Below are 21,757 nucleotides of genomic sequence, written 5' to 3' on the forward strand. Positions count from 1 at the left end.
TGTAGCCGCTATGGCAGCTAACCAGTATATCCTTTTTTAAAAAGCTGTTCACCTGAATAACCTGTTATGCAGCGCGTCTTTTTTTCCCTGCTCCTCCTACTGCTTTCCACTTTCTGCTTTGCACAGAATACGGTAAGCATCAGCGGTACCATCAGGGGCAATGCTCTTGATTCCATTGCACTTGGCAACACCAAAGTGGCCATAGGCGCTAATGGATCCTTTAGCTTTAAACCACAGCTTCAAAAGCCACAGTACCAGACATTAACCTATGGCCAGGAGGCTGTTGAGCTATACCTGGAGCCTGGCAAAAGCCTGCTTTTATCCTTTGATGGAAACAACTTCCCTCTTAGCCTTAGGTACAGTGGGGAGCTGGCTATTGTAAACCAGTACCTGCTGCAACAAAAAGACATTAACCAGCAGGTACAGCAGTACTTAAGTCAGCACTGGGGAGCACTTTTCTCTAAACAGGAGCCTGCATTTATTGCAACCCTGGATTCGCTACGCAACCTCTATTTAAAGCCCCTCAACGATTTGCTCTATAAAGACCGCAGCCTGCACCCCTGGTTTTTAACACAGCAGCGTACCGATCTTACCTATCCCTTTGACCGATGGCTGCTGATGTACCCCGAGGTACACCGCCGGTATACGGGCCAAACGGTAAGCCTTAGCCCTAAATCAGAAGCACACCTGTACAAAGCCGATCTGAACGACCCCAGGCTGCTGGAGTTCGAGAGTTACAAAGACTTTGTGAGGGACTACCTCTACCAGATTGTTCAGCAGGAGTTTATTACCCATGTAGATAAAAAGGGCATGGATAACAAATGGCTCTATGCTGCCTTCAAAACGGTGCCGCGGGTTATAAAAAACAGGCCGGTGCAGGAGTTCTGGCTCTACGATTATATGTACCGTCACCTGGAAGACTATGGGGTTAAAAACATCGACAGCCTTTACACGGCATTTACCTCCCTGGTACGAAATCCTGCCTATCGCAATACCATAAAGGAAATGTACGAACAGCAAAAGCAGGAGCGGGAAAAAATGCTTAGCAGAGTGTATCGCGAGGTAGACGGACACAAGCTGCTGGCTTTTATCACCCAGCCGGAAGACCTGAAAAAGGGCGAGCGAAGGCCTGCCATGGTATATGTACACGGCGGCAGTGGCAATATGGGCAAGCCCGACTGGCATTTTACCAACTCCCCCCACGGCTTTGTTAGCATTGCTGTTGAATACAGGTTACGCGACCGCCAGGGCACGCTACCCCCTGAGCAGGTATCAGATATCAGGGCTTTCTTTCGCTGGTTGCGCCAGCATGCCGATGAGCTGGGGATAGATACAAGCCGCATTGTGGCATCGGGTAATTCCAATGGCGGCTTTTTACTTCTGAATGCTGCCATGGCACCCCCACAACTTGTGCAAAAGCTGCAGGCTTCTGCTGCTGTAGCAGCAACTTCTGGTGATGTAGCAACAACCTCTGCTGCTAAAAAAGGGGAAGAATTAAACCCCGCACCAAATGCTGTTATTTTGCAGGCAGCAGGATTTGATGCTACGGTAAACAACTGGTGGGACAAATACGTGAGTGATCAGGCACTGGTGCAGCAGGTTAATCCTACCGAACATGTACGTGCAGGCCTGCCTCCCATGCTGGTTATACACGGCACCGAAGATCAGTCTGTACCCTATTCTACCGCCAAAGCCTTTGTTGAAAAAATGGAAGCTGCCGGTAATCCCATTGAGTTTCTGACACTGGAGGGAAGCCCCCATCACCTATGGGCCATTCCATACTTCAATAATCAGGCAAAAGCAAAACAAGAGGCCTGGCTTCGCGAGTTAGGTTATATAAAGTAGTATTGCAGTTCTGCTTACAAACCAGCACCTTCATTTTTATCATCAACAGATGAATGGCTGCTGTGGAAGTGTAGCTGTATACCCTAATATTAACCAATCTTTTTAAAGAAATAGATGCAGTACAGACAATTAGGCAAAACAGGATTTAAAGTTTCGGAGGTTTCACTGGGCACCTGGCAGGTAGGCGGCCGCTGGGGCGATCCTTTCAACGATAAAAATGCCGAGCACATCATCAATACCGCCATAGATGCGGGCGTAAATTTTATAGACACTGCCGATGTATACAGCGACGGCCAAAGCGAAGCTGCTGTTGCCAGGGTGGTAAAAAACCGTTCTGAAGAAGTTTTTGTAGCTACAAAGTGCGGCCGGCAGATACAGCCCCACACTGCAGAAGCCTATACAGCAAAGCGTTTGGCCGGCTATGTAGAGGAAAGCCTCCAGCGCATGAAGCTCGATACCCTGGACCTGGTACAGCTGCACTGCCCCCCTACGGAAGTATACAGCAGGCCCGAGATTTTCGAAGCTTTTGAAAGGCTAAAGGAACAGGGCAAGATCAAAAACCTGGGCGTAAGTGTTGAAATGGTCGATGAAGCCCTGATGGCCATGCAATACCCCAACGTAACCACGGTGCAGATCATATTCAACATGTTCAGGCTTAAACCCAGCGAGCAGTTCTTTACCAAAGCCAGGGAAAACAACATTGGCATTATTGCACGTGTGCCGCTGGCCAGCGGGTTGCTCACCGGTAAAATGAGTCCGCATACAAGCTTTGGCCCTGAAGATCACCGCAGCTTTAACCGTAATGGCGAAGCCTTCGACAAAGGAGAAACATTCTCTGGTGTAGATTTTAACCTGGGGCTGGAAGCCGTAGAAGAGCTGAAAGAAATATTCCCGGGGCAGGAATCGCTGGCAGCCTGGGCCATTCGCTGGGTGCTGATGTTCCCCGAAGTTAGTACGGTTATCCCTGGAGCATCCCGTGTGGAACAGGTGCAGCCAAACATTACCGCCTCGGAATTACCCCCGCTTACAGATGAACAGATGCAGGGAGTAGCACGCGTGTATGATAAGTACATCAAACCTTCTGTACATGCACTCTGGTAAGCGGTTCTGAAAATTTTAACTTTATTTAACCGGCATACGAAGCAGCATTTAAGTGCTGCTTCGTTAATTTATGGGCTTATCAAGAAAACACTCCAAAGAAACTAACCATGCCTGAAAAGATTACGCTTGTTGTTGCTTCTGCGAATCCTGTTAAAGTGCAGGCGGCCCTGGCGGGCTTTCAAAAAATGCATCCCGGAGCAAACATTATAACTAAACCAATCAGTGTGGCCTCTGATGTGGCAGACCAGCCTATGTCTGATGAAGAAACACTAGCCGGCGCTACCAACAGGGTAGCCAATGCCATGCAGGAGCAACCCGACGCCGATTACTGGATTGGCATAGAAGGAGGCGTTCAGCCCCTGGCAGGCGAGCTTACTGCCTTTGCCTGGATAGTAGTTCGTTCTAAAAAACAGACAGGCAAGGCCAGAACCGGCACATTCTTTTTACCAAGAGCAGTGACAGAGCTGGTAGAACAGGGCATAGAGCTGGGTACCGCCGATGACATGGTCTTTGGCAGTAAAAATTCCAAACAAGCCGGTGGCGCTGTGGGTTTGCTCACTGGTAATGTGGTAGATAGAAAGCAACTATATGAACAGGCTGTTGTGCTGGCCCTTGTTTCCTTTAAATGGGACCAGCTTTACCGGGAGTAGCCGGACTTCCGGCCAAAATGCCATAATTTTAATAGCAGAAGCGCTCCATCAATAAACCATTTTCAAAATTCTGCATTGTATATTCAGTACTCTTTTTTTTCGTAGATTGGCTTTAAGAGCAAATTTCCTACTGCCAAAAGCTCGAAAAACTTTCAGCAAACCCAATTATGAAATACAATACCCTTGGAAACTCTGATCTTAAGGTAAGTGAAGTTAGCTATGGCTGTATGTCTTTGGGGGAGGATCATGAAAAGAATGCAAAATTACTCCTGGCTGCTGTAGAGCAGGGCATCAATTTCTTTGATACAGCCGATCTCTATGATAAAGGCAATAATGAAATAACTGTTGGCAAGGCTTTCAGGGGTATTCGCGACAAAGTAATCATCTCCAGCAAGGTAGGCAACCAATGGCGTAGCGACGGCAGCGGCTGGGACTGGAACCCACGCAAAGAATACATTCTGAAAGCGGTAGAAGACAGCCTGAAGCGACTGCAAACCGATTATATTGACCTCTACCAGCTGCATGGCGGCACCATCGACGATCCTATCGATGAGACAATAGAAGCATTTGAGCTACTACAGCAGCAGGGCAAGATTCGCTTTTACGGCATATCTTCTATCAGGCCAAATGTAATCAGGGAATGGGTAAAGCGCTCCAGTATTGTAAGCCTTATGATGCAATATAGCCTGCTGGACCGCAGGCCGGAGGAAGAGTGCCTGGATTTAGCACAGCAGCATGGGGTGAGCGTGCTTGCCCGTGGCGCTTATGCCAAGGGCCTGCTGCTTGGTAAACCTGCAACGCCTTACCTGGCACACACTGCAGAAGAGGTGGAAAGAGCGGCAAGAAAAATACGATCCCTGGCCGACACCAACCGCACTGCCGCGCAGGTGGCTGGCCGTTATGTGCTCCATCATCCGGCAGTGGCCTCTGCAGTGTTAGGCATCCGTATCCGCAGCCATCTGCACGATGCCATAGCCATTTCCCTGGCCAATCCATTATCCGCAGAAGATCTTGAAAAGCTAAGAAACAGTGCAAAACCAGTTGTATATGAGGAGCACCGTTAGCATATCGATGCTCCTGCTTAGCTCCTCTAACGCTACTCCTTTCTCCTTATCATGAAAAGAATCACTATTCTCACAGCCCTGCTGCTACTCTTTTGCTGTGCGCATACATTTGCACAGAAAACCCTTCAGGTAAAAGGCCGCTTTTTATACACCCCCACCGGCGAAAAGTTAATTTTACGCGGTGTTAATGAAATGTTTATCTGGTCTGATGATCTTACGGGTGAACAGACCTTTCCGGAAATTGCAAAAACCGGCGCTAATGTTGTGCGCATTGTCTGGCAAAGCAGTGATGAAAACCCCAGGGGAACCGCTGCCATGCTGGACCAGGCCATCACCAACTGCATTGCTGCCGGCATGATACCCATGCCGGAGCTGCATGGTGCCACCGGCAAATGGGATAAGCTGCAAAGCCAGGTAGACTACTGGGTAAAGCCAGAGGTACTTAAGGTTCTGAAAAAGCACGAGCCATACCTGCTGCTGAACATTGCCAACGAGGTGGGTGGCCATGAGGTGAGCAACAGCCAGTTTAAAGAAGGATATGAAAAGGCCATTTCCCGTATGCGTGCAGCCGGCATTAAATGTCCCCTGGTGATTGATGCCGCCAGCTGGGGACAGAGTATAGACATGCTACAGGCCACAGGACCCCACCTGATGCAACAGGACCCGCTGCAGAACCTGCTTTTTTCGGTTCATATGTGGTGGACAGCACCCGATGGTGCCACCGACAGGATTAAAAACGAAATTAAAGAATCGGTCGCACAGCAGCTGCCCCTGATTGTAGGCGAGTTTGCACCCATGGGTGTTGGTTGTGCAAAATCCATCGACTACAAAACCATTATGGAGCAATGCCAGCAGCACGAAATTGGCTGGCTAGCCTGGTCGTGGGGCTTGCAGGATAACGGAGACTGTAAGCTAATGGATATGACTAATGACGAAGAACGCGGCAAATTCAGTGGCCTGTTCAGCTGGGGACTGGAGGTAGCCGTAACAGATCCCAACAGCATTAAAAACACCTCCCGGCATAGTGAATACATCAGGAAGTGGAGTAAGGAGCTGGCACGGAAGTAAATTCTAATTTTCACTCTCGCTCCTACCACAGCAGAAACTGATTACATGCAGCTGATGAAGGTGCTTATCCCAGCTTAGCGTTATCCGGCATTAGGAGTTATGGGCTGTTCCTGTACTCTGTTATCTGCTGGTAGCATAGCGTGGCGGGCAAACAGCTTTCGCAGAAAACACAAAAGCCCGGAGGATTACCTCCGGGCTTTTTATGTCCAGTTACACTTAGGTGTTTACTTTTTATCTGAAGAACCTTTATCTTCTTCGGCTACGGCCTCTTTGCGGGTAATGGTCAGCACATCGCCTTCTCCACTATAATCCGCCAGCAGCACATCGCCTTCGGTCAGATCGCCTTTCAGGATCTCCTCCGCTACCGGATCTTCCAGGTATTTCTGGATGGCACGGTTCAGCGGGCGGGCACCATATTGCTGATCATATCCTTTTTCAGAAAGGAAGTCTTTCGCCTTCTCGGTCAGCTCAATGTCGTAACCGAGTGATTTCATACGGCTAAACAGTTTGCCAAGCGAAATGTCAATGATGCGGTGAATGTCTTCGCGTTGCAGCGAGTTGAACACGATCACATCATCAAGACGGTTCAGGAATTCCGGGCTGAAAGCCTTACGCAGTGCATTCTGTATGGTTGATTTCATCAGCTCATCAGAATTCTCACGTCGGTTGGAGGTTGCAAAACCAACACCGGCACCAAAGTCCTTCAGGTCGCGAACACCAATGTTAGAGGTCATGATGATGATGGTGTTTCTGAAGTCTACGCGGCGGCCAAGGCCGTCGGTAAGTATACCATCATCCAGTACCTGTAACAGCAGGTTAAACACATCCGGGTGCGCTTTCTCAATCTCGTCGAGCAGCACTACAGAGTATGGTTTGCGACGTACTTTCTCGGTTAGCTGGCCACCTTCTTCGTAGCCAACATAGCCGGGAGGCGCTCCTACCAGACGGGATACACTGAATTTCTCCATGTACTCCGACATGTCGATGCGAATCAGCGCCTCGTCTTTATCGAACAGGTAGCGGGCCAGTACTTTGGCAAGCTCGGTTTTACCAACACCGGTTGGGCCCAGAAATACGAATGAACCAATTGGCTTCTTCGGATCTTTAAGGCCAACGCGGGTACGCTGAATGGCTTTCACCAGTTTCTTGATGGCCTCGTCCTGGCCAATCACGTTTTTCTTCAGCTCTTCGTTCATGCCCAGCAGCTTGGCACCCTCGTTCTGGGCGATACGCTTGGTTGGGATTCCCGTCATCATACCAATTACCTCGGCTACATCGTCTTCATCAACAGTATAGCGTTTGGTCTTGGTCTCGTCTTCCCAGCGCTTCTTGGCAGAATCGAGCTGCTCCAGCAACTTCTTCTCTGAATCGCGCAGGCGGGCAGCCTCTTCGTATTTCTGGCTTTTCACCACGCGGTTCTTCTCGTTCTTGATGTCTTCAATCTCGCTCTCCAGCTTCACGATTTCATCCGGAACGTGTATGTTATTGATGTGTACACGGGCACCCGCCTCATCGAGCACGTCGATGGCTTTATCTGGCAGGAAGCGGTCGCTGATGTAGCGGTCAGACAGCTTAACGCAGGCCTGAATTGCTTCCTCGGTATAATTTACGTGGTGGTGCTCCTCGTATTTATCTTTGATGTTGGTAAGGATCTCAACAGTTTCTTCTACAGAAGTAGCATCTACCATTACCATCTGGAAACGACGGGCCAGGGCACCATCTTTCTCGATGTACTGGCGGTACTCATCTAAAGTAGTAGCACCGATGCATTGAATTTCGCCACGGGCCAGTGCAGGCTTGAACATGTTGGAAGCATCCAGCGAACCGGAAGCACCACCAGCACCTACAATGGTGTGCAACTCATCAATGAACAGGATTACGTCTGGTGATTTCTCCAGCTCGTTCATCACTGCTTTCATCCTTTCCTCAAACTGACCGCGATACTTGGTACCGGCTACCAAAGAGGCAAGGTCGAGTGTTACCACACGCTTATTAAAGAGCACGCGGCTAACTTTGCGCTGCACAATGCGCAGGGCCAGACCTTCTGCAATGGCGGTTTTACCTACACCAGGCTCACCAATCAGAATCGGGTTATTTTTCTTACGGCGGCTCAGGATCTGGGCCACACGCTCAATTTCATCCTCACGACCCACAATAGGATCGAGTTTGCTGTCTTCGGCCATCTTGGTAAGATCGCGGCCAAAGTTATCCAGCACAGGCGTGCGTGATTTCTCAGCACCTTTGCCTGAACCGGCTTCGCTGCGGCCAGAGCCACCGCCGCCACCGAAGATACGAGAGCTGTCGCCTTCGTCATCATCAGTATCGTGGGCTGACATTGGTCCGTCGGACTGGTACTCCAGCATTTCTTTTACAACGTCGTAACTAACGTCGAATTTCTCTAAGATTTGGGTTGCGATGTTATCTTCATCGCGCAAGATTGACAGCAGTAAATGCTCAGTGCCGATCAGCTGACTTTTAAAGATCTTAGCCTCCAGGTAGGTGATCTTCAGTACCTTTTCCGACTGACGGGTCAGCGGAATATTGGCAAGATTTTTTACCTGGTGGGTGGCTGTACCTTTAGTAGCACGTTCTATAGACTGACGCAATTCATCCAGAGACACACCTAGTTTCTTAAGAATGCTGACTGCAACGCCCTCACCCTCACGGATCATGCCTAATAATAAATGTTCAGTACCTATATAATCATGCCCAAGCCGGAGCGCTTCCTCCCTGCTGAGCGAGATCACTTCTTTGACCCGGTTTGAAAATTTTGCTTCCATATTATAGTGGCTAACGACTATCTAACGCTGTAAGAAAAGATATAATGCTCAAATTCTAAGAGGCATTTAGATAATCACCTTTAAGTTAGTAATTAACTGGTATTTTTAAAACAGATTCCTGTTTTCAAATGTTCATTTCTGCTTTGCCGATTGGCGAATTACTGTTGCAGCTGCCGGGCCTTCACAAAAAAGAACATCCAACACGCTTAGGTTAGCTACAAATTCTGCGCCAAAAAGCTGGGTATAGGGTACCGAACAGTAAAGATCTCGGGCAGTAAACGGTAAATTGGGCCGTATGGCCTGCCGGAGGTCATAAAGGCCGGTTCCGGTTTGTTGTATGTACGCATGGGTTGCCGCAGGTGTTGCCGGAAGTTGCAGTAAATCCAGACAAAGTGTCAGAACTTTTTCGTTCAGGTCCCACAGGTACTTCCAATCTTCCTGAAAAACAGGCGCCAAGCGTGGTGCATAATGTTCAAAAAAAGGTGATTTGCCATAGCACGATTGCAGGCTTCGCCAGTGTTGGCGCTGCCAGGGCTGGCTGTTATCAACCTTTATATCCCGCACCAGAATCTTTTTTGTTCCGCCCACTACTGGTACTGTCAGCTTCTCTACCTGATGTGGCCCCAGTATATAGCATCGGTTGCGGTAGCTTTGCTTAATGAAGTGCTCATGCGCCTCCAGCAAAACCTCTCCCGGCTTTGTAAAACAGGTGAAATATTCTAAACAGGGAAAGTAATGCAACGCCAGCAGCGGCGTAAAAGTTTCCTGGGGCATGGATGAGAGGTATTGGGTTATTAGTAACTAATAGTGTGTTGTGCGGTGTATGGCAACCGGCCCTGGCAGCAACACTGTAAAAGAAGCAGAAGTACTAAATAATAGCAAGTTGTTTGCACCAGAACGCAACACCAGTATCCCTATATTCAATACGTAATTCATATAGTTCATACATAATCCACCTCCTGTTTGGTGCATAGACAAAAGCTTCCGAATTTTGCATTTATGTTTTTCATAAAGCTCTTCTCCCGCATGCCTTTCTGGCTGCTTTATGCCCTGTCGGACGGACTTGCGTGGCTTTTATATGCAGTGATTCGCTACCGTCGTAAGGTAGTAGCTGATAATATCCGGCATGCTTTCCCTGACCAGACGACAGATTGGCACAGGAAAACTGTCCGCAAATTTTACACAAGCTTTACAGATGTGTGGCTGGAGTCGCTTAAGTCACTTACGCTCTCTGAAGCACAAATACGCCAGCGGGTGCAAATTGAAAATCCGGAACTACTTGCCAGCTACCAGCAGCAAGGGTTAAGTACCATTGGCCTGGCCGGGCATATTGTAAACTGGGAATGGCTGTTTTTGCGCGGAGGCATGGAGATGAAGAATGTCTGGGGGGTGTATCTGAAGGTAGAGAACCCGTTCTTCGATAAGCTTATGCTGCAGATACGCAGCCACTATGGCAATCGGCTTATTGAAAAAGCCAGCCTCTTAAGGGAGCTGGTCCGCAGCCGCGGCCAGATGCGCAATGTAGCCATGGTAGCAGACCAGGCTCCTCAAAAAGGTGACAACTATTACTGGCAGCCATTCATGAACAGACCTGCCCCTTTTTTCACATCAGCAGAAAAGCTGGTGCAAAAAGAAGAGCTGCCACTGTATTTTGTAGGCATCAAACGTACCGGACGTGGCCGTTACAAGCTGTGGTTTGAAGAGCTGGGGTTTCCGCCTTATGCACCAATGCCAGAGGGCACCCTTACCAGCCGCTACATAGATGCACTTGAGCGTGCTATTAAACAGCAACCCGAAAACTATTTATGGTCGCACAAGCGCTGGAAACACAAACTTCCTGCCGGCCATCCGCTTGCTACACCAGGTGAGGCGTAAGATCTCCGGCGCCCTGGCGCACAATTTCAAATACATCACCGGTGCAATCCACAACGGTAGAGGGCAGGTTCTTCCCCATACCTCCATCAATCACTATATCTACCAGGCCTTTGTAGCGTTCCCAGATCTCTTCGGGGTCGGTGGTATACTCTTTAATAGTATCGGTATCGTGAATGGAGGTGGTAATAATAGGATGCCCCAATTGCTCCACCAGCATGCGGGGTATGTTATGATCCGGCACCCGGATGCCTACCGTTTTCTTTTTGGCATGAATGATCTTGGGCACCTTAGAGCTTGCCTCCAGCAGGAAAGTATAGGGCCCGGGCAGCACCTTCTTCATCACCTTAAACACGGGCGTGCTTAGGTTCCTGACAAATTCTGAAATATGACTGATATCCTGACATATAAACGAAAGCTGCGTTTTATCAGCCTTCACCCCTTTGATCTGGCACACCCGTTCCACAGCACGCTGATCAAAAATATCGCACCCAATGCCATAGATGGTATCGGTAGGATAAATAATAACGCCCCCGTTCTGTAGCACCTCCACTACTTTGGCAATTTTACGCTGCTCGGGATTATCGGGATGAATTTTCAAGAGTTCTGCTGCCATAGAATCAAAAATTTTTACGTTAAAGAAATAGGCTGTGTACTTACAATCTACAATAATTTAAGAACTTTAACAGCCCAAATTAGATTAAGACTACCGGGTAAACCCTGCAGCCTGATACAAATGTTTACATAAGCCCCATAAAAAAAAGGGCTGCAGTGCTCCTTATATGCTGATTATTATATGAAGAATAAAAAGATACTGCTAGCAGGTTTGATCATCTTTTCGGTGCTGCTCACCTCTTTCTCTTTCTACGCCTGGCAGATCCTGTTCACCCCCAATATTCTGGTAGAACAGGAAGACCGCTCCTTTATCATTCGCCCCGGCGAAAGCTTTAAAAGCATACAAGACCGGCTCTACAACGAGCGAATTGTGCAGGAACCTGTTTCTTTTGGCTTTCTGGCCAGACTCATGGATTACGATGAGCAGGTAAAACCCGGCCACTATGTGCTGGAGAAAAACATGAACAACCTGCAGGCTGTGCGCATGCTTAGGGCCGGTCGGCAAACCCCTGTGCGCATTACCTTTAATAACGTTCGCACCCGCAGCGACCTGGCCGAGCGGCTGGGCGATAAGCTGATGTTCACACGCCAGGAGATGGACTCCCTGCTGCACAGCCCTGCCGTTGCCAGAGAGTACGGCATGGACACCGCCACCATCATCAGCATGTTCCTGCCCGATACCTACGAGTTCTACTGGACTACTACGGCCCGCGACTTTATGGATCGTATGAAGCAGGAGTACGACAAGTTCTGGAACGAAGAGCGCCGCCAGAAAGCCGAGCAACTGGGGCTTACTCCTTCCGAAGTGGTTACCCTGGCCTCTATTGTACGGGCCGAGACCAACAAGGCCGACGAAATGCCACGGGTGGCCGGCGTATACCTGAACCGCATCAACCGAAACATGCCCCTGCAGGCAGATCCTACCCTGGTGTACGCCCTGGGAGATTTCAGCATCAAACGCATCCTGGCCAAAGACAAGGAGATCGACTCTCCCTACAACACCTATATGTACCGCGGGCTGCCCCCCGGCCCCATCAACATGCCAAGCACTACAGCCATCAATGCTGTGCTGAATGCCGAATCCCACAACTACATTTACTTTGTGGCAAAGGAAGACTTCTCGGGTTATCACACCTTTTCCACTAACTACAATGAACACATGAAAAATGCCAGAAAGTACCATAGCGCGCTCAAAAAGCGCGGTATTTTCAGGTAAAGTTGTCTATTGCAGATTTGTTGCTCATATTTAAAGCTGATATAGTGGCAACCGCCGCTGGGTAACAGGCCGCTCCGCTGGTCTGACTGTAAGCTTAACCAGTAAGTTATGTATGTAGCCGAAACAAAGCTGCGCGTCCGTTATGCCGAAACGGATCAGATGGGATATGTATACTATGGCAATTACGCTACGTATTATGAAATAGGACGGGTAGAGGCGCTGCGCAGGCTGGGCTTTAGCTACAGGGCTCTGGAAGAAGAGGTTGGCGTAATGATGCCTGTACTGGAGTTACATGTACAGTATAAAGCTCCTGCCTTCTATGATGATGAGCTGCGGCTGCAGGTTATTATTCCGGAACTACCCCAATCGCGCATGCGCTTTGAGTACAAGCTTTACAATGCAGATGAAAGGCTACTAAACGAAGGCTATACTACGCTGGCCTTTGTGAACAAGAGCAGTGGCCGCCCCTGCAGGGTGCCAGAGGAACTAAAGAAAGTACTCCTGCCTTATTTCAAATAGTATGCAGAGGGTTAGGAACCATATTGCTAATTCACGCAGGCTTCGCAAGCTTAGGCGCTTCCTGGTGAGCGTGCGCATCCGCAACCGCCAGGTATCGTTGTTCAGGATCATTGTGGTGTTCCTGGACAAGCTACGTTCTGCCGATGTGTTTGAGCGAGCCTATGGCGTAGCCTTCAACCTTACGCTCTCCGTTTTTCCTGCCATTATCTTCTTTTTTGCGCTGCTGGCATTTTTGCCTGTAGTTGACGATGTGCAGACCATGGCCTTTTTACGGGATGTGTTACCTGCATCAGTATACCAGTTGATCGACAATACCATCCGTGATATTCTAAGCAGGCCCCGGGGAGGCTTGCTATCCTTCGGTGTTGTGTTTGCCCTGCTCCTGGCCACCAGCGGCATGGTATCACTCATGAATGCCTTTAACCGCATCCACCTCACCATCGAAAAGAGAAGTTTCCTGAAAGCCCGGGGCATCGCCACCTTCCTCACCCTGATCCTGGCCATGGTACTGGTGATGGCCATTGCCCTGCTGGTGGTGGGGCAGCTGTTTATGAACTGGGTCTATCACCAGCATGCACTCCTGGAAGACTACCAGTTCTACCTCATCATCTTTCTGCGCTTTATCATAATGTTCCTGTTTTTCCTGATGGCGATCTCCTCCATCTATTACCTGGGACCCTGTATACAGCAGCGCTGGAGTTTCTTTTCTCCCGGGTCATTTCTGGCAGCCACCTTTTGCCTGGCCGCCTCCTTCCTGTTTTCAGCCTATATCTCCAACTTTCAGCTCTACAACAAGGTCTACGGCTCCATTGGCGCCCTGATTGCGCTGATGGTCTGGATCTATATGATATCAGTGATCATCCTGATGGGCTACACCGTAAATGCCAGCATAGACGTTGCCCTGGACCGCAAAAAGGTTAAGGCCAACATGCCCTCCAACATGAAGGTAGAGCGTGTAGCGATGGGCCAGCCAACGCATTAAGGGCTGAACGGCCTGATCTGTAAGATGTATGTGATTTGATAAAGCAGAGGTCTAAAATAATTTTAGCCAGTAAACACATTTAAAGTACTCATTTACAAGCACAAGCCACATCAGTGCTTTAAATTTTAAAGATAAAAGAGCCGAAACTATTTGACAAAATAAACAGATCTGTTACCTTTGCATCCGCTACAGAGGAGTGGCAGAGCGGTCGAATGCGGCGGTCTTGAAAACCGTTGAACCTTTGCGGGTTCCGGGGGTTCGAATCCCTCCTCCTCTGCTAAATTGTATTTTTACAATTCGAAACCCTTCAGAAATCATTTCTGAAGGGTTTTTTGCTTTTTGGCGTTTCATCTTTTTTCACTTTTCTTCGTTAAAAGTATCACCGATGTTTCACCTCTACTCCAATGTTTCACCTGTATGAGCGCCAATTTATCCCTCAAATTCTACCTGAACGAAGACAAGCTGAAGGGCGACAAGGTCAAGATCTACCTCAGGATTACCTATGCCAGAAAGAAAGCCGAGATCGCTACCGCCCACGCCATCGCTCCTGCCGACTGGGACGAAGCAAAGCAGCGGTCCAGGAAAAACCCCACCATCAACCAGGCCCTTTCCGATATTGAAGCAAAGCTCTACCAGATCAAGACGGTGCTGGAGTATGAAGAACGTCCCGTCTCTGCCAGAATCCTGAAAGATGTATATATAGGGAAAGATAAGATAGCCCCCTACCTCATCGAGTTTTATCAGGAGTATATGGATGAAATGGAAAACCATCCAGAGCGAAGTTCAGAAACTGTTAGCATCTATAAGCAGACCTTTAACTATGTTAAGGCATTCGTGAAGTCAAAATACAGAGCCTCCGATATCCTCATCAAGCAGATCGACTTCAAGTTCGTGAAGGACCTGGACTTATTCCTCCTCAAAAATGATCTGTCCAGAAACACCGTAATCAAACATCACAGCCGTTTCCGCACCTTATTGTACCGCGCCATCAACGAAGGTTACCTGGAGAAGAATCCTTACAAGGACTTCAAGATGAAAAAGGAACAGGTTAACCGGGAGGAGCTCTCGGAGGGTGAGTTGGAGCGCATCATTGAACATGACCTGCACGGCAATGAAAGCCTGCAGCGGGTGCGCGACCTGTTTATCTTCTCTGTCTACACCGGACTACGTTACCAGGATGCCCAGGACCTTGAGATGAAACACATCGTTACCTCTGACTCAGGGAAACAGTTCATTAAAATGAAACAGCACAAAACAGGCGAGATTGTAAACATTCCCCTGCTTCAGCCAGCCCTGGATATCATAGATCGCTATGACAATAAAGAAAGGAAAATTACCGGCAAAGTATTGCCCAGACTCTCCAACCAGAAGCTCAATGTAAACCTAAAAGAGATCACCAAACTGGTGGGCATCCAGAAAAATGTCACACACCACGTTGCCCGCCATACCTTCGCTACCACCATCTTGCGGGACAATGACATTCCCCTGGAAATCATTAGCAACTTATTAGGACACACCAACATCAAGCAAACAAAGATTTACGCGAAGAACAGCGACCGCTTTATGGAAAAACTAGCGGATCAAATTGAGACCAAAATCAAGAAAAAGTAAGCACTACATCCAGCGTTTCGAGGGTAAATGAGAGCCGCATTTACCTCTGTTTGTTGAACGAGGGTAAATTTTGCCGAAATTTACCCTCGTTCGCTTATTACATCTGTAATAACGCAGCATCTACTGGCATACCGTTAAATTTAATTATAGTTACTGTTCATATGTTGAAATGCCATCCCTTACCCCGTTCATGAACAATGCTTCAGCCAAGCCTGTCACCACAAATTTAGTGGACGTATAACCGCTCGCTGTGCCCAACTAAGCCAAAAAAGCCTGCTACACTAGAAATAAGGCCAATATGAATGCAACCCCGGCTAAATATTAAGCACTTGCTCAGAATCTCAGCGGAGCACCCACAGAACAGGATACTCAGGAGCTGGCTCCAGCTTCTCTACTAGTGAAGGGAACATAAGAATTAGCGTACAAATTTCTGGTGGCGGAGTGACAGGTTTTGATTAAGCTTGCATCTGCATAAATAATCTCTGGATGCAGAAAAATTATTTCAAAAATGATACGCTTCGTAACTGGATAATCCGTTACGGATTTTTTCTGATGGGTATCATTTGTTTTGGTTTAGGGATAGCCATTTCTATCAAGGTGAAGCACTTGGGATTGCATCCATGGGATGTGCTAAACGTAGCTTTCTCCCAACATTTCGGGCTTAGCATCGGCACCTGGAGTGTACTTGTTGGTATTGCCCTTATTGTTATCTCTTTGGTGATCGGCAGTAAATATGTCAGTATTGGTACCTTTCTAAATGCCTTGCTTATTGGGCCTATACTTGATTTTTTCCTATGGCTGGATATACTACCTGAAGCTAGCCACACCTGGATAGATTACCTTTGGTTGCTGGCTGGCATCGTGATTGTTGGCATTGGAGGCGGATTATATGTAGCTGGTGGTATAGGTGCCGGTCCCCGCGATGGTTTTATGCTCACCATTTCTGATCGCACTGGCTTATCGGTCAGTAAGGCGCGCATCATAGTAGAGTGTGTAGTGCTGGTGATCTGTTTCTTATTAGGCGGGCCAGTCTTTATCGTTACTTTTTTATACACTTTTATTTTAAGCCCAATTTTTCAGCTATGCCTGAAGGTATTTGTACACCTACGAAAGGTGCTTAGTAAACCAACGCCGAGCGAGGCAACTGCAGGACAACCATCAACAGGTACACCTTTGCGATGAACTAACCATGATCTATGCTAAGAACAGTGATAAGTTAATGGATAAACTAGCCGGTAAAATTGAAAGGCATATCAGCAAGAAGAAAGATGACTAATAGAAAGCAGCATACTAAAATAACGAGGCGAATTTTACCCTCGATCTTTTAACGAGGGAGATTTTTGATTAGAATCGCCCTCGTCCATTTAACCTAGCCCATCAACTGCTCAAGGCGATTAGTTATGTCCTCAATCAGAGCATCGCACCAACGTCTGGTCAGATCTTCTACTTCTTGTTTTGACCATTGCTGGTAATATCCTTTTTCCTGCCACACCTCACCTTTATCTGAAACGACCTGGTAAACCGTATCCTCGAGGTTAAACACCATATCCTTCACAATAGAAAAGGGTATCACGCCTGCACGCTGAAAGTCCTCCAGCCTAAGCCTTAAACCCATTTGCAGCACATTCCCGTTTTCAATACTAATGGGCAGGTCACTCCTATCTTCAGAAGATCTTGACCAGGTATTCATCATTTTCTCCAGGTGAAAATCGCGAAACAGGGGTGTAATTTCGGCCAGTTTGGCATGGATACCGTTGGCCAATAATGGCAGCGTTTTTTCATAAAGATCTCGCGTAGCACCCTTATCTCGCTTCTGGTTCTCACTCATAGGTAACAGACAAATGAATCCGACAATACTTCTGGGTTACTAACGGCAGTGCTGATCATTTACAACAATCTAAATGTTAAATTTAATTCATGTTAATGAAAGGCTCGGCGTTCAAACCAAATTTTCTACGGAGGATAAGCCAATTTATTCGCGAGGGCTATCAACCTGCCTTCACTGCCTGAGAAGGCAAAATATTGCGTATATCAGATGGCCCCACAAAACCTTTATTAGACCTCTTTAAGCCAAAGACAGGCCTTAACCAGTTTACTCTTCTAATAAGATCGTAGCATAGAAAGCATCCGATAAAGGTAAAAGCTAGCACAATGACAAACTTTAAGGGAACTGGCAGGCTGAGCGGAAATATCAGATAAGACCCCAGGTAGAGGAACATCATGTGCACAATGTAAACCGGATAGGCTGCCTGGCTCAGATAAGTGAGCACACGCCCAGGCTTGTTGAGATACCGGTAGCCAAAGGCAAACACGGTTATAATCCAGCAAATAGATTCGAGCGCCAATAGGTAACCAGTAGCGTTGAGCTGAAACATGATGAACCGAAGAACAAACAGCAAAGCACCAGCCAACAAGAACAGCCCTCTCCACTTTAAGATCATGTTCCAGAAAAGCGGACCGCTTAGCACAAAACAATAACCAAAGAAAAAAGCTAGAAGCCCAAGAACAAATCCGTGCCAGGTCATGGCGTACATTGTATACAGCCCCGGGGCAATGATCCAGGCTTCTGCCATATATGCCAATATAAAGGGAATCAAGCCCAGTGGACTGCTAAGCATCCCCTTTATGCCTCTGACTAGCCTCCCCTCTTCATTGTTTTTCAGATAGATAAAAATGGGCGATAAAATGACGATATAGGCGCAAATATTGCCAAGAAACCACAGGTGCCCCATGTTAAACGTATAGCTCAGCGCCTGCATGTAGTAGTCCTGTAACAGGTAAATATGAACAGGCACGATAAAAAAAATGCCGAAAAGGAGCGGTATGAATATCCTGCTTGCCCGCTCCAGCATCAGCTGTTTCCAGTTTCGTTTTTGGATTGCAAAGTATACGCCCATGCCCGACACAAAGAACAGCAGGGGTATTCTCCAAACGTTCAGGAGCGACATAGGAATCCACAAAGTTTCCCAGGATTGTTCGTTGGTGATAAAACCAATCATGATTCCCCATGACTGAAAGCCGATGGCTATGTGATATATCAACAACAAGCCTATGGCAATCACCCGTATCCAGTCGATATCGTATCTTCTTTCTATTGCTAACATATCTTCCAAGTTTTAAAGTTGAATGCCGGGAAGGCCCGGCCGGGCCTTCCCGGCGTCAATGGAATTATTTTAACATTTCAGCGATCACCGGGCGCGTTTTCTGGATATAGGCATAGTCCAGTTGTAAACCCATTGGTCCGAGTGCTTTCCCCATCATCTCGTAGCCGCTTTTCACCTCCCCAAAAGGAGCCGCTACAGACTCATAAGCTGTGGCACCGTACTTGTTTTTCATGGTTTTATCAGCTCCTTTTTCCAGTAGCATCTCCACAATCTTGGGCCGGCAAAAGAAGGCTGCGGTGATGAGTGGGGTAGATTGATCATTGTTCTGAAAGTTGATATCAGCCCCGGCATCTATGAGTGCTTTGGCGATCTCGGGCTTGCCAAAGACAGCCGCCGTAATGAGAGGGCTAGAGCCGCCAAATGGATCCTTTTCATTTAGATCAGAACCGGCGCGAATGTGTTGCTTTACGGCATCAAGATTTCCCGATACAGTGGCGGTATGCAGGTCTACATCAGGAGGCGCTATACCTGACTGTGATAGCTTGCGGTTTTCGGAATTGCTATTACACGCATAGGCGAAAATTACGAATGCAACAATAAGGGTAAGCGTTGCTACTTTCATGAAATTGAACTTGAGGGATTGCATCTTTTTTTTGTTAAAATGGCTCGTCGATGTATGGGTGTAAAGGTCAGCAGAACCCCGCCGTGATGGTTATCAACTTTCATTCAGATGCTATAAACTTTGAGGAATGGATGAAAACTATGACGCAAGCATATAAATTATGATGCAAAAAGGGGCCGGAGAGCCGGTTTTCAGGGCTTGTGACCTATCTGAATATTTTGCTCCTTTGTATCAGTCTTTTATAGAATTGAGCAATGCAAAATGCTACCGCTGCGGATAATATGTTTTTAGATCAGCTCACCGAAGTAGTCGAGAAGCATATTGCTGATGAAAATTTTGGGGTATCCGAGCTGGCTATAGCCGTTGGGATGAGCCGCTCAAACCTCCTGCGGAAAGTAAAGCAGTCCACGAATCTTTCGGTAAGCCAATTTATCCGGCAGGTACGCCTACAGAAGGCCATGATTTTGTTGCAGCAGAATTCCCTGAATGTTTCGGAGGTTTCCTACCAGGTTGGCTTTAGCAGCACCTCCTATTTCATTAAGTGCTTCCGCGAGCACTATGGATATTCTCCTGGAGAAGTAGGAAAAAGAGAAGTGCAGGCAGAGGGACCTGAAGTGCAGGAGACAATGCCCCTTCGCAGAGAAAAATCGAAGTTGCCTCTTATTTTCTCGCTACTCCTTGGCCTGGTACTCGTAGCGGCACTATTTCTCTATTCAAAGCCGGAAAGCCCCAAAGCCAGTTTGGAGAAATCCATCGTGGTGCTACCCTTCAAAAATAGCAGCAGCGATTCCACCAATATTTATCTGATCAATGGACTGATGGAGTCTACGCTCAACAACCTGCAAAAAATTAAGGATATGCGTGTGCTGAGCCGAACCTCTGCAGAGAAGTACCGGAATACGACTAAATCTATTCCCGAAATGGCCGAGGAGCTTAATGTTAGTTATTTCGTGGAAGGGAGCGGACAAAAGGTCGGAGACCGGATATTATTAAACATTCAGCTGATCGATGCCTCTACTGACACTCAGCTTTGGGCAAAACAATACGAACGGCAGGTCAGCGACATTTTTGAACTGCAGCAGGAAATTGCTAAAAGTATAGCCGAGGAGATCCAGGCCGTCTTTACCCCGGAAGAGGAAAAGCTGATAGATAAAATACCTACCAATAACCTGGTGGCCTACGACTATTACCTGAAGGGACTTAATTATCAGAATAAGGGTGGCGCCGATCTGATTAAGGCCATACCGGAGTATAAAAAAGCTATTGACCAGGACCCCGCGTTTGCACTGGCCCATGCAAACCTGGCGATTACCTATTCCAGCCTTGATGTTTATCAGGATAAGAAAAAGTACTTATCGGAACTCAACGTGCATGCTGACAAAGCCCTGTTGTTAGACCCAAAGCTGGCAGAGAGCCTCTTGGCAAAAGCCCTATTTTACATCAACAACAAAGAATATGCGGAAGCCCCCGCCTATCTGGAAAAGGCGCTTGAATACAATCCAAACTCGGCGATGGTCATCAACATGCTGTCCCTTTTCTACTCCACCATCATACCCGATACCGGAAAATTCATAGAGTATGCGCTGAGGGGTGTTAAGCTTGATATAGCAGCCAATGATTCGGTAATTACCAGCTACATTTACCTGAACCTGAGCAATGCCCTGATCCAAAGTGGATTCGTGGATGAAGCGATCCGGTATGTCGACAAGTCATTGGAGTATAATCCGGCAAATTACTATTCCAATCACCTAAAGGCTTTTATTCTGTTTGCCAAGAACAAAGATTTAGATGAAACGAGAGCTTTATTGATCAGGGAGCTGAAAAAGGATACTACCCGACTGGATATTATGCAGGACCTAGGCAAGGTGTGTTTTTATCAGAAAGATTACAAAGCTGCCTATCAGTACTATAATCGGTTTGTAAGCCGGCGCGAAGCCCTGCAACTCGATATTTATCAACAGGAAAATTTATTGATTGGCACCGTAATGAAAAAAATGGGCCATCATGAAAAAGCTGCCCGGTATATTCAGGAATACAAAACCTTGGCCGACAACAATGAATCCAATTATAAACCGCTTCTTCTGGCGGCATATCACATGCACATGCGCGATCAGCATCAGGCCCTTGAGCAATTAGAACTGTTTTCCCAGGAAGAAAACATTCAGTACTGGGTTGTGCTTTTCATCGAGTGCGATCCGCTGCTGGAGCCCCTGTTTGCTACAGCAGCAGGCAAGGAAGCCATTGCCAAAGTAAAAACGAAGTTTTGGAAAAATCATGCGGAGATCAAAGCCAGGCTTAAAAAGGAAAGCTTGATTTGATGCCTTAAGGTATCGAAGTGATTGACTATAATTTTATAGTAACCAAGCCAAGTTAAGTTAAAAAGGCCCCAGTCATCTGCTTTGATGGAGCGATCATGATTTATCGCCTAAGCAAAGTATTCAGGTGCCCCTCCCTTTTCAGCGTTAACTTTAATTCTATTTAACGCTAACGCACAACTAGCCTACCTGATCAGCATGGTCGCTCGCTGAGTAACGACGACAACCCGCAACCACCAAAATCTTCATCCTCAAACTTAAGCTGTATACATTGATCGTTTACTATATGTGCAAGACTCAACGAGGGCGATAATTACTCCTGAAAAATAAACGAGGGCGAAAAATCATGTTTTCGCTCCTCGTTCAATATTTGGAAAAACTAATCGGAAAGGA

General features: G+C 47.4%; 18 protein-coding genes and 1 tRNA gene. 13 read left to right on the top strand and 6 right to left on the bottom strand.

Annotation, left to right across the window (positions count from 1 at the left end):
- The first annotated feature begins 66 nt into the window (after positions 1 to 66).
- The 5 genes from KWJ01_RS08060 to KWJ01_RS08080 all read left to right on the top strand — a co-directional run bounded on the left by KWJ01_RS08060 (position 67) and on the right by KWJ01_RS08080 (position 5,728).
- On the top strand, positions 67 to 1,845 hold the full coding sequence (locus tag KWJ01_RS08060) for an alpha/beta hydrolase (protein ID WP_224995918.1): 1,779 nt from the start codon (positions 67 to 69) through the stop codon (positions 1,843 to 1,845).
- Between the two features lie 114 nt (positions 1,846 to 1,959).
- Positions 1,960 to 2,946 carry an aldo/keto reductase gene (locus KWJ01_RS08065; protein ID WP_224995919.1) on the top strand — a complete coding sequence of 329 codons (987 nt, stop codon included), beginning with the start codon at positions 1,960 to 1,962 and terminating at the stop codon, positions 2,944 to 2,946.
- Positions 2,947 to 3,053: 107 nt separating this feature from the next.
- Positions 3,054 to 3,596: an inosine/xanthosine triphosphatase gene (gene yjjX, locus KWJ01_RS08070; RefSeq protein WP_224995920.1), complete on the top strand. Its 543-nt coding sequence runs from the start codon at positions 3,054 to 3,056 to the stop codon at positions 3,594 to 3,596.
- Positions 3,597 to 3,763: 167 nt separating this feature from the next.
- On the top strand, positions 3,764 to 4,660 hold the full coding sequence (locus KWJ01_RS08075) for an aldo/keto reductase (protein ID WP_224995921.1): 897 nt from the start codon (positions 3,764 to 3,766) through the stop codon (positions 4,658 to 4,660).
- A 51-nt stretch (positions 4,661 to 4,711) separates the two neighbouring features.
- Complete coding sequence (locus tag KWJ01_RS08080; protein ID WP_224995922.1) at positions 4,712 to 5,728, top strand: glycoside hydrolase family 5 protein; 1,017 nt, start codon at positions 4,712 to 4,714, stop codon at positions 5,726 to 5,728.
- Positions 5,729 to 5,952: 224 nt separating this feature from the next.
- On the opposite strand, the gene KWJ01_RS08085 is transcribed toward KWJ01_RS08080, so the two are convergent.
- A complete protein-coding gene (locus KWJ01_RS08085) occupies positions 5,953 to 8,508 on the bottom strand; it encodes an ATP-dependent Clp protease ATP-binding subunit (RefSeq protein WP_224995923.1) in 2,556 nt (851 codons plus the stop codon).
- A 132-nt stretch (positions 8,509 to 8,640) separates the two neighbouring features.
- Positions 8,641 to 9,282 (bottom strand): WbqC family protein, encoded by a 642-nt coding sequence (locus KWJ01_RS08090; protein ID WP_224995924.1) that lies wholly within the window; start codon positions 9,280 to 9,282, stop codon positions 8,641 to 8,643.
- 225 nt (positions 9,283 to 9,507) lie between these two features.
- Here KWJ01_RS08090 and KWJ01_RS08095 point away from each other — a divergent pair, with 225 nt between their 5' ends.
- Positions 9,508 to 10,383, top strand: a complete 876-nt coding sequence (locus KWJ01_RS08095) for a lysophospholipid acyltransferase family protein (protein ID WP_224995925.1) — start codon at positions 9,508 to 9,510, stop codon at positions 10,381 to 10,383.
- Here the strand turns inward: KWJ01_RS08095 and KWJ01_RS08100 are convergent.
- Positions 10,364 to 10,996: an L-threonylcarbamoyladenylate synthase gene (locus tag KWJ01_RS08100; protein ID WP_224995926.1), complete on the bottom strand. Its 633-nt coding sequence runs from the start codon at positions 10,994 to 10,996 to the stop codon at positions 10,364 to 10,366. The genes KWJ01_RS08095 and KWJ01_RS08100 overlap by 20 nt on opposite strands.
- Positions 10,997 to 11,176: 180 nt before the next feature.
- Here KWJ01_RS08100 and mltG point away from each other — a divergent pair, with 180 nt between their 5' ends.
- The 6 genes from mltG (at position 11,177) to KWJ01_RS08130 (ending at position 16,505) form a co-directional block, all read left to right on the top strand.
- Positions 11,177 to 12,211, top strand: a complete 1,035-nt coding sequence (mltG, locus tag KWJ01_RS08105) for an endolytic transglycosylase MltG (protein ID WP_224995927.1) — start codon at positions 11,177 to 11,179, stop codon at positions 12,209 to 12,211.
- Between the two features lie 108 nt (positions 12,212 to 12,319).
- Positions 12,320 to 12,730: a thioesterase family protein gene (locus KWJ01_RS08110; RefSeq protein ID WP_224995928.1), complete on the top strand. Its 411-nt coding sequence runs from the start codon at positions 12,320 to 12,322 to the stop codon at positions 12,728 to 12,730.
- A gap of 1 nt (position 12,731) precedes the next feature.
- Complete coding sequence (locus tag KWJ01_RS08115; protein ID WP_224995929.1) at positions 12,732 to 13,712, top strand: YihY/virulence factor BrkB family protein; 981 nt, start codon at positions 12,732 to 12,734, stop codon at positions 13,710 to 13,712.
- A gap of 190 nt (positions 13,713 to 13,902) precedes the next feature.
- A tRNA-Ser gene (locus KWJ01_RS08120) sits at positions 13,903 to 13,989 on the top strand.
- Positions 13,990 to 14,129: 140 nt separating this feature from the next.
- Entirely contained in the window at positions 14,130 to 15,323 is a 1,194-nt protein-coding gene (locus KWJ01_RS08125) for a site-specific integrase (protein ID WP_224995930.1), read from the top strand.
- Positions 15,324 to 15,809: 486 nt separating this feature from the next.
- A complete protein-coding gene (locus KWJ01_RS08130) occupies positions 15,810 to 16,505 on the top strand; it encodes a YitT family protein (protein ID WP_224995931.1) in 696 nt (231 codons plus the stop codon).
- A 187-nt stretch (positions 16,506 to 16,692) separates the two neighbouring features.
- Here KWJ01_RS08130 and KWJ01_RS08135 read toward each other — a convergent pair whose 3' ends face one another.
- From KWJ01_RS08135 to KWJ01_RS08145, 3 genes are all read right to left on the bottom strand, one after another.
- Positions 16,693 to 17,151 carry a hypothetical protein gene (locus KWJ01_RS08135; protein WP_224995932.1) on the bottom strand — a complete coding sequence of 153 codons (459 nt, stop codon included), beginning with the start codon at positions 17,149 to 17,151 and terminating at the stop codon, positions 16,693 to 16,695.
- 160 nt (positions 17,152 to 17,311) lie between these two features.
- Positions 17,312 to 18,427: an acyltransferase family protein gene (locus KWJ01_RS08140; RefSeq protein ID WP_224995933.1), complete on the bottom strand. Its 1,116-nt coding sequence runs from the start codon at positions 18,425 to 18,427 to the stop codon at positions 17,312 to 17,314.
- 64 nt (positions 18,428 to 18,491) lie between these two features.
- A complete protein-coding gene (locus KWJ01_RS08145) occupies positions 18,492 to 19,073 on the bottom strand; it encodes an ankyrin repeat domain-containing protein (RefSeq protein ID WP_224995934.1) in 582 nt (193 codons plus the stop codon).
- 230 nt (positions 19,074 to 19,303) lie between these two features.
- Here KWJ01_RS08145 and KWJ01_RS08150 point away from each other — a divergent pair, with 230 nt between their 5' ends.
- Positions 19,304 to 21,367 carry a helix-turn-helix domain-containing protein gene (locus tag KWJ01_RS08150; protein ID WP_224995935.1) on the top strand — a complete coding sequence of 688 codons (2,064 nt, stop codon included), beginning with the start codon at positions 19,304 to 19,306 and terminating at the stop codon, positions 21,365 to 21,367.
- Positions 21,368 to 21,757 lie beyond the last annotated feature (390 nt).

Source organism: Cesiribacter sp. SM1, from assembly GCF_020178975.1.
Lineage (GTDB): Bacteria > Bacteroidota > Bacteroidia > Cytophagales > Cyclobacteriaceae > Cesiribacter.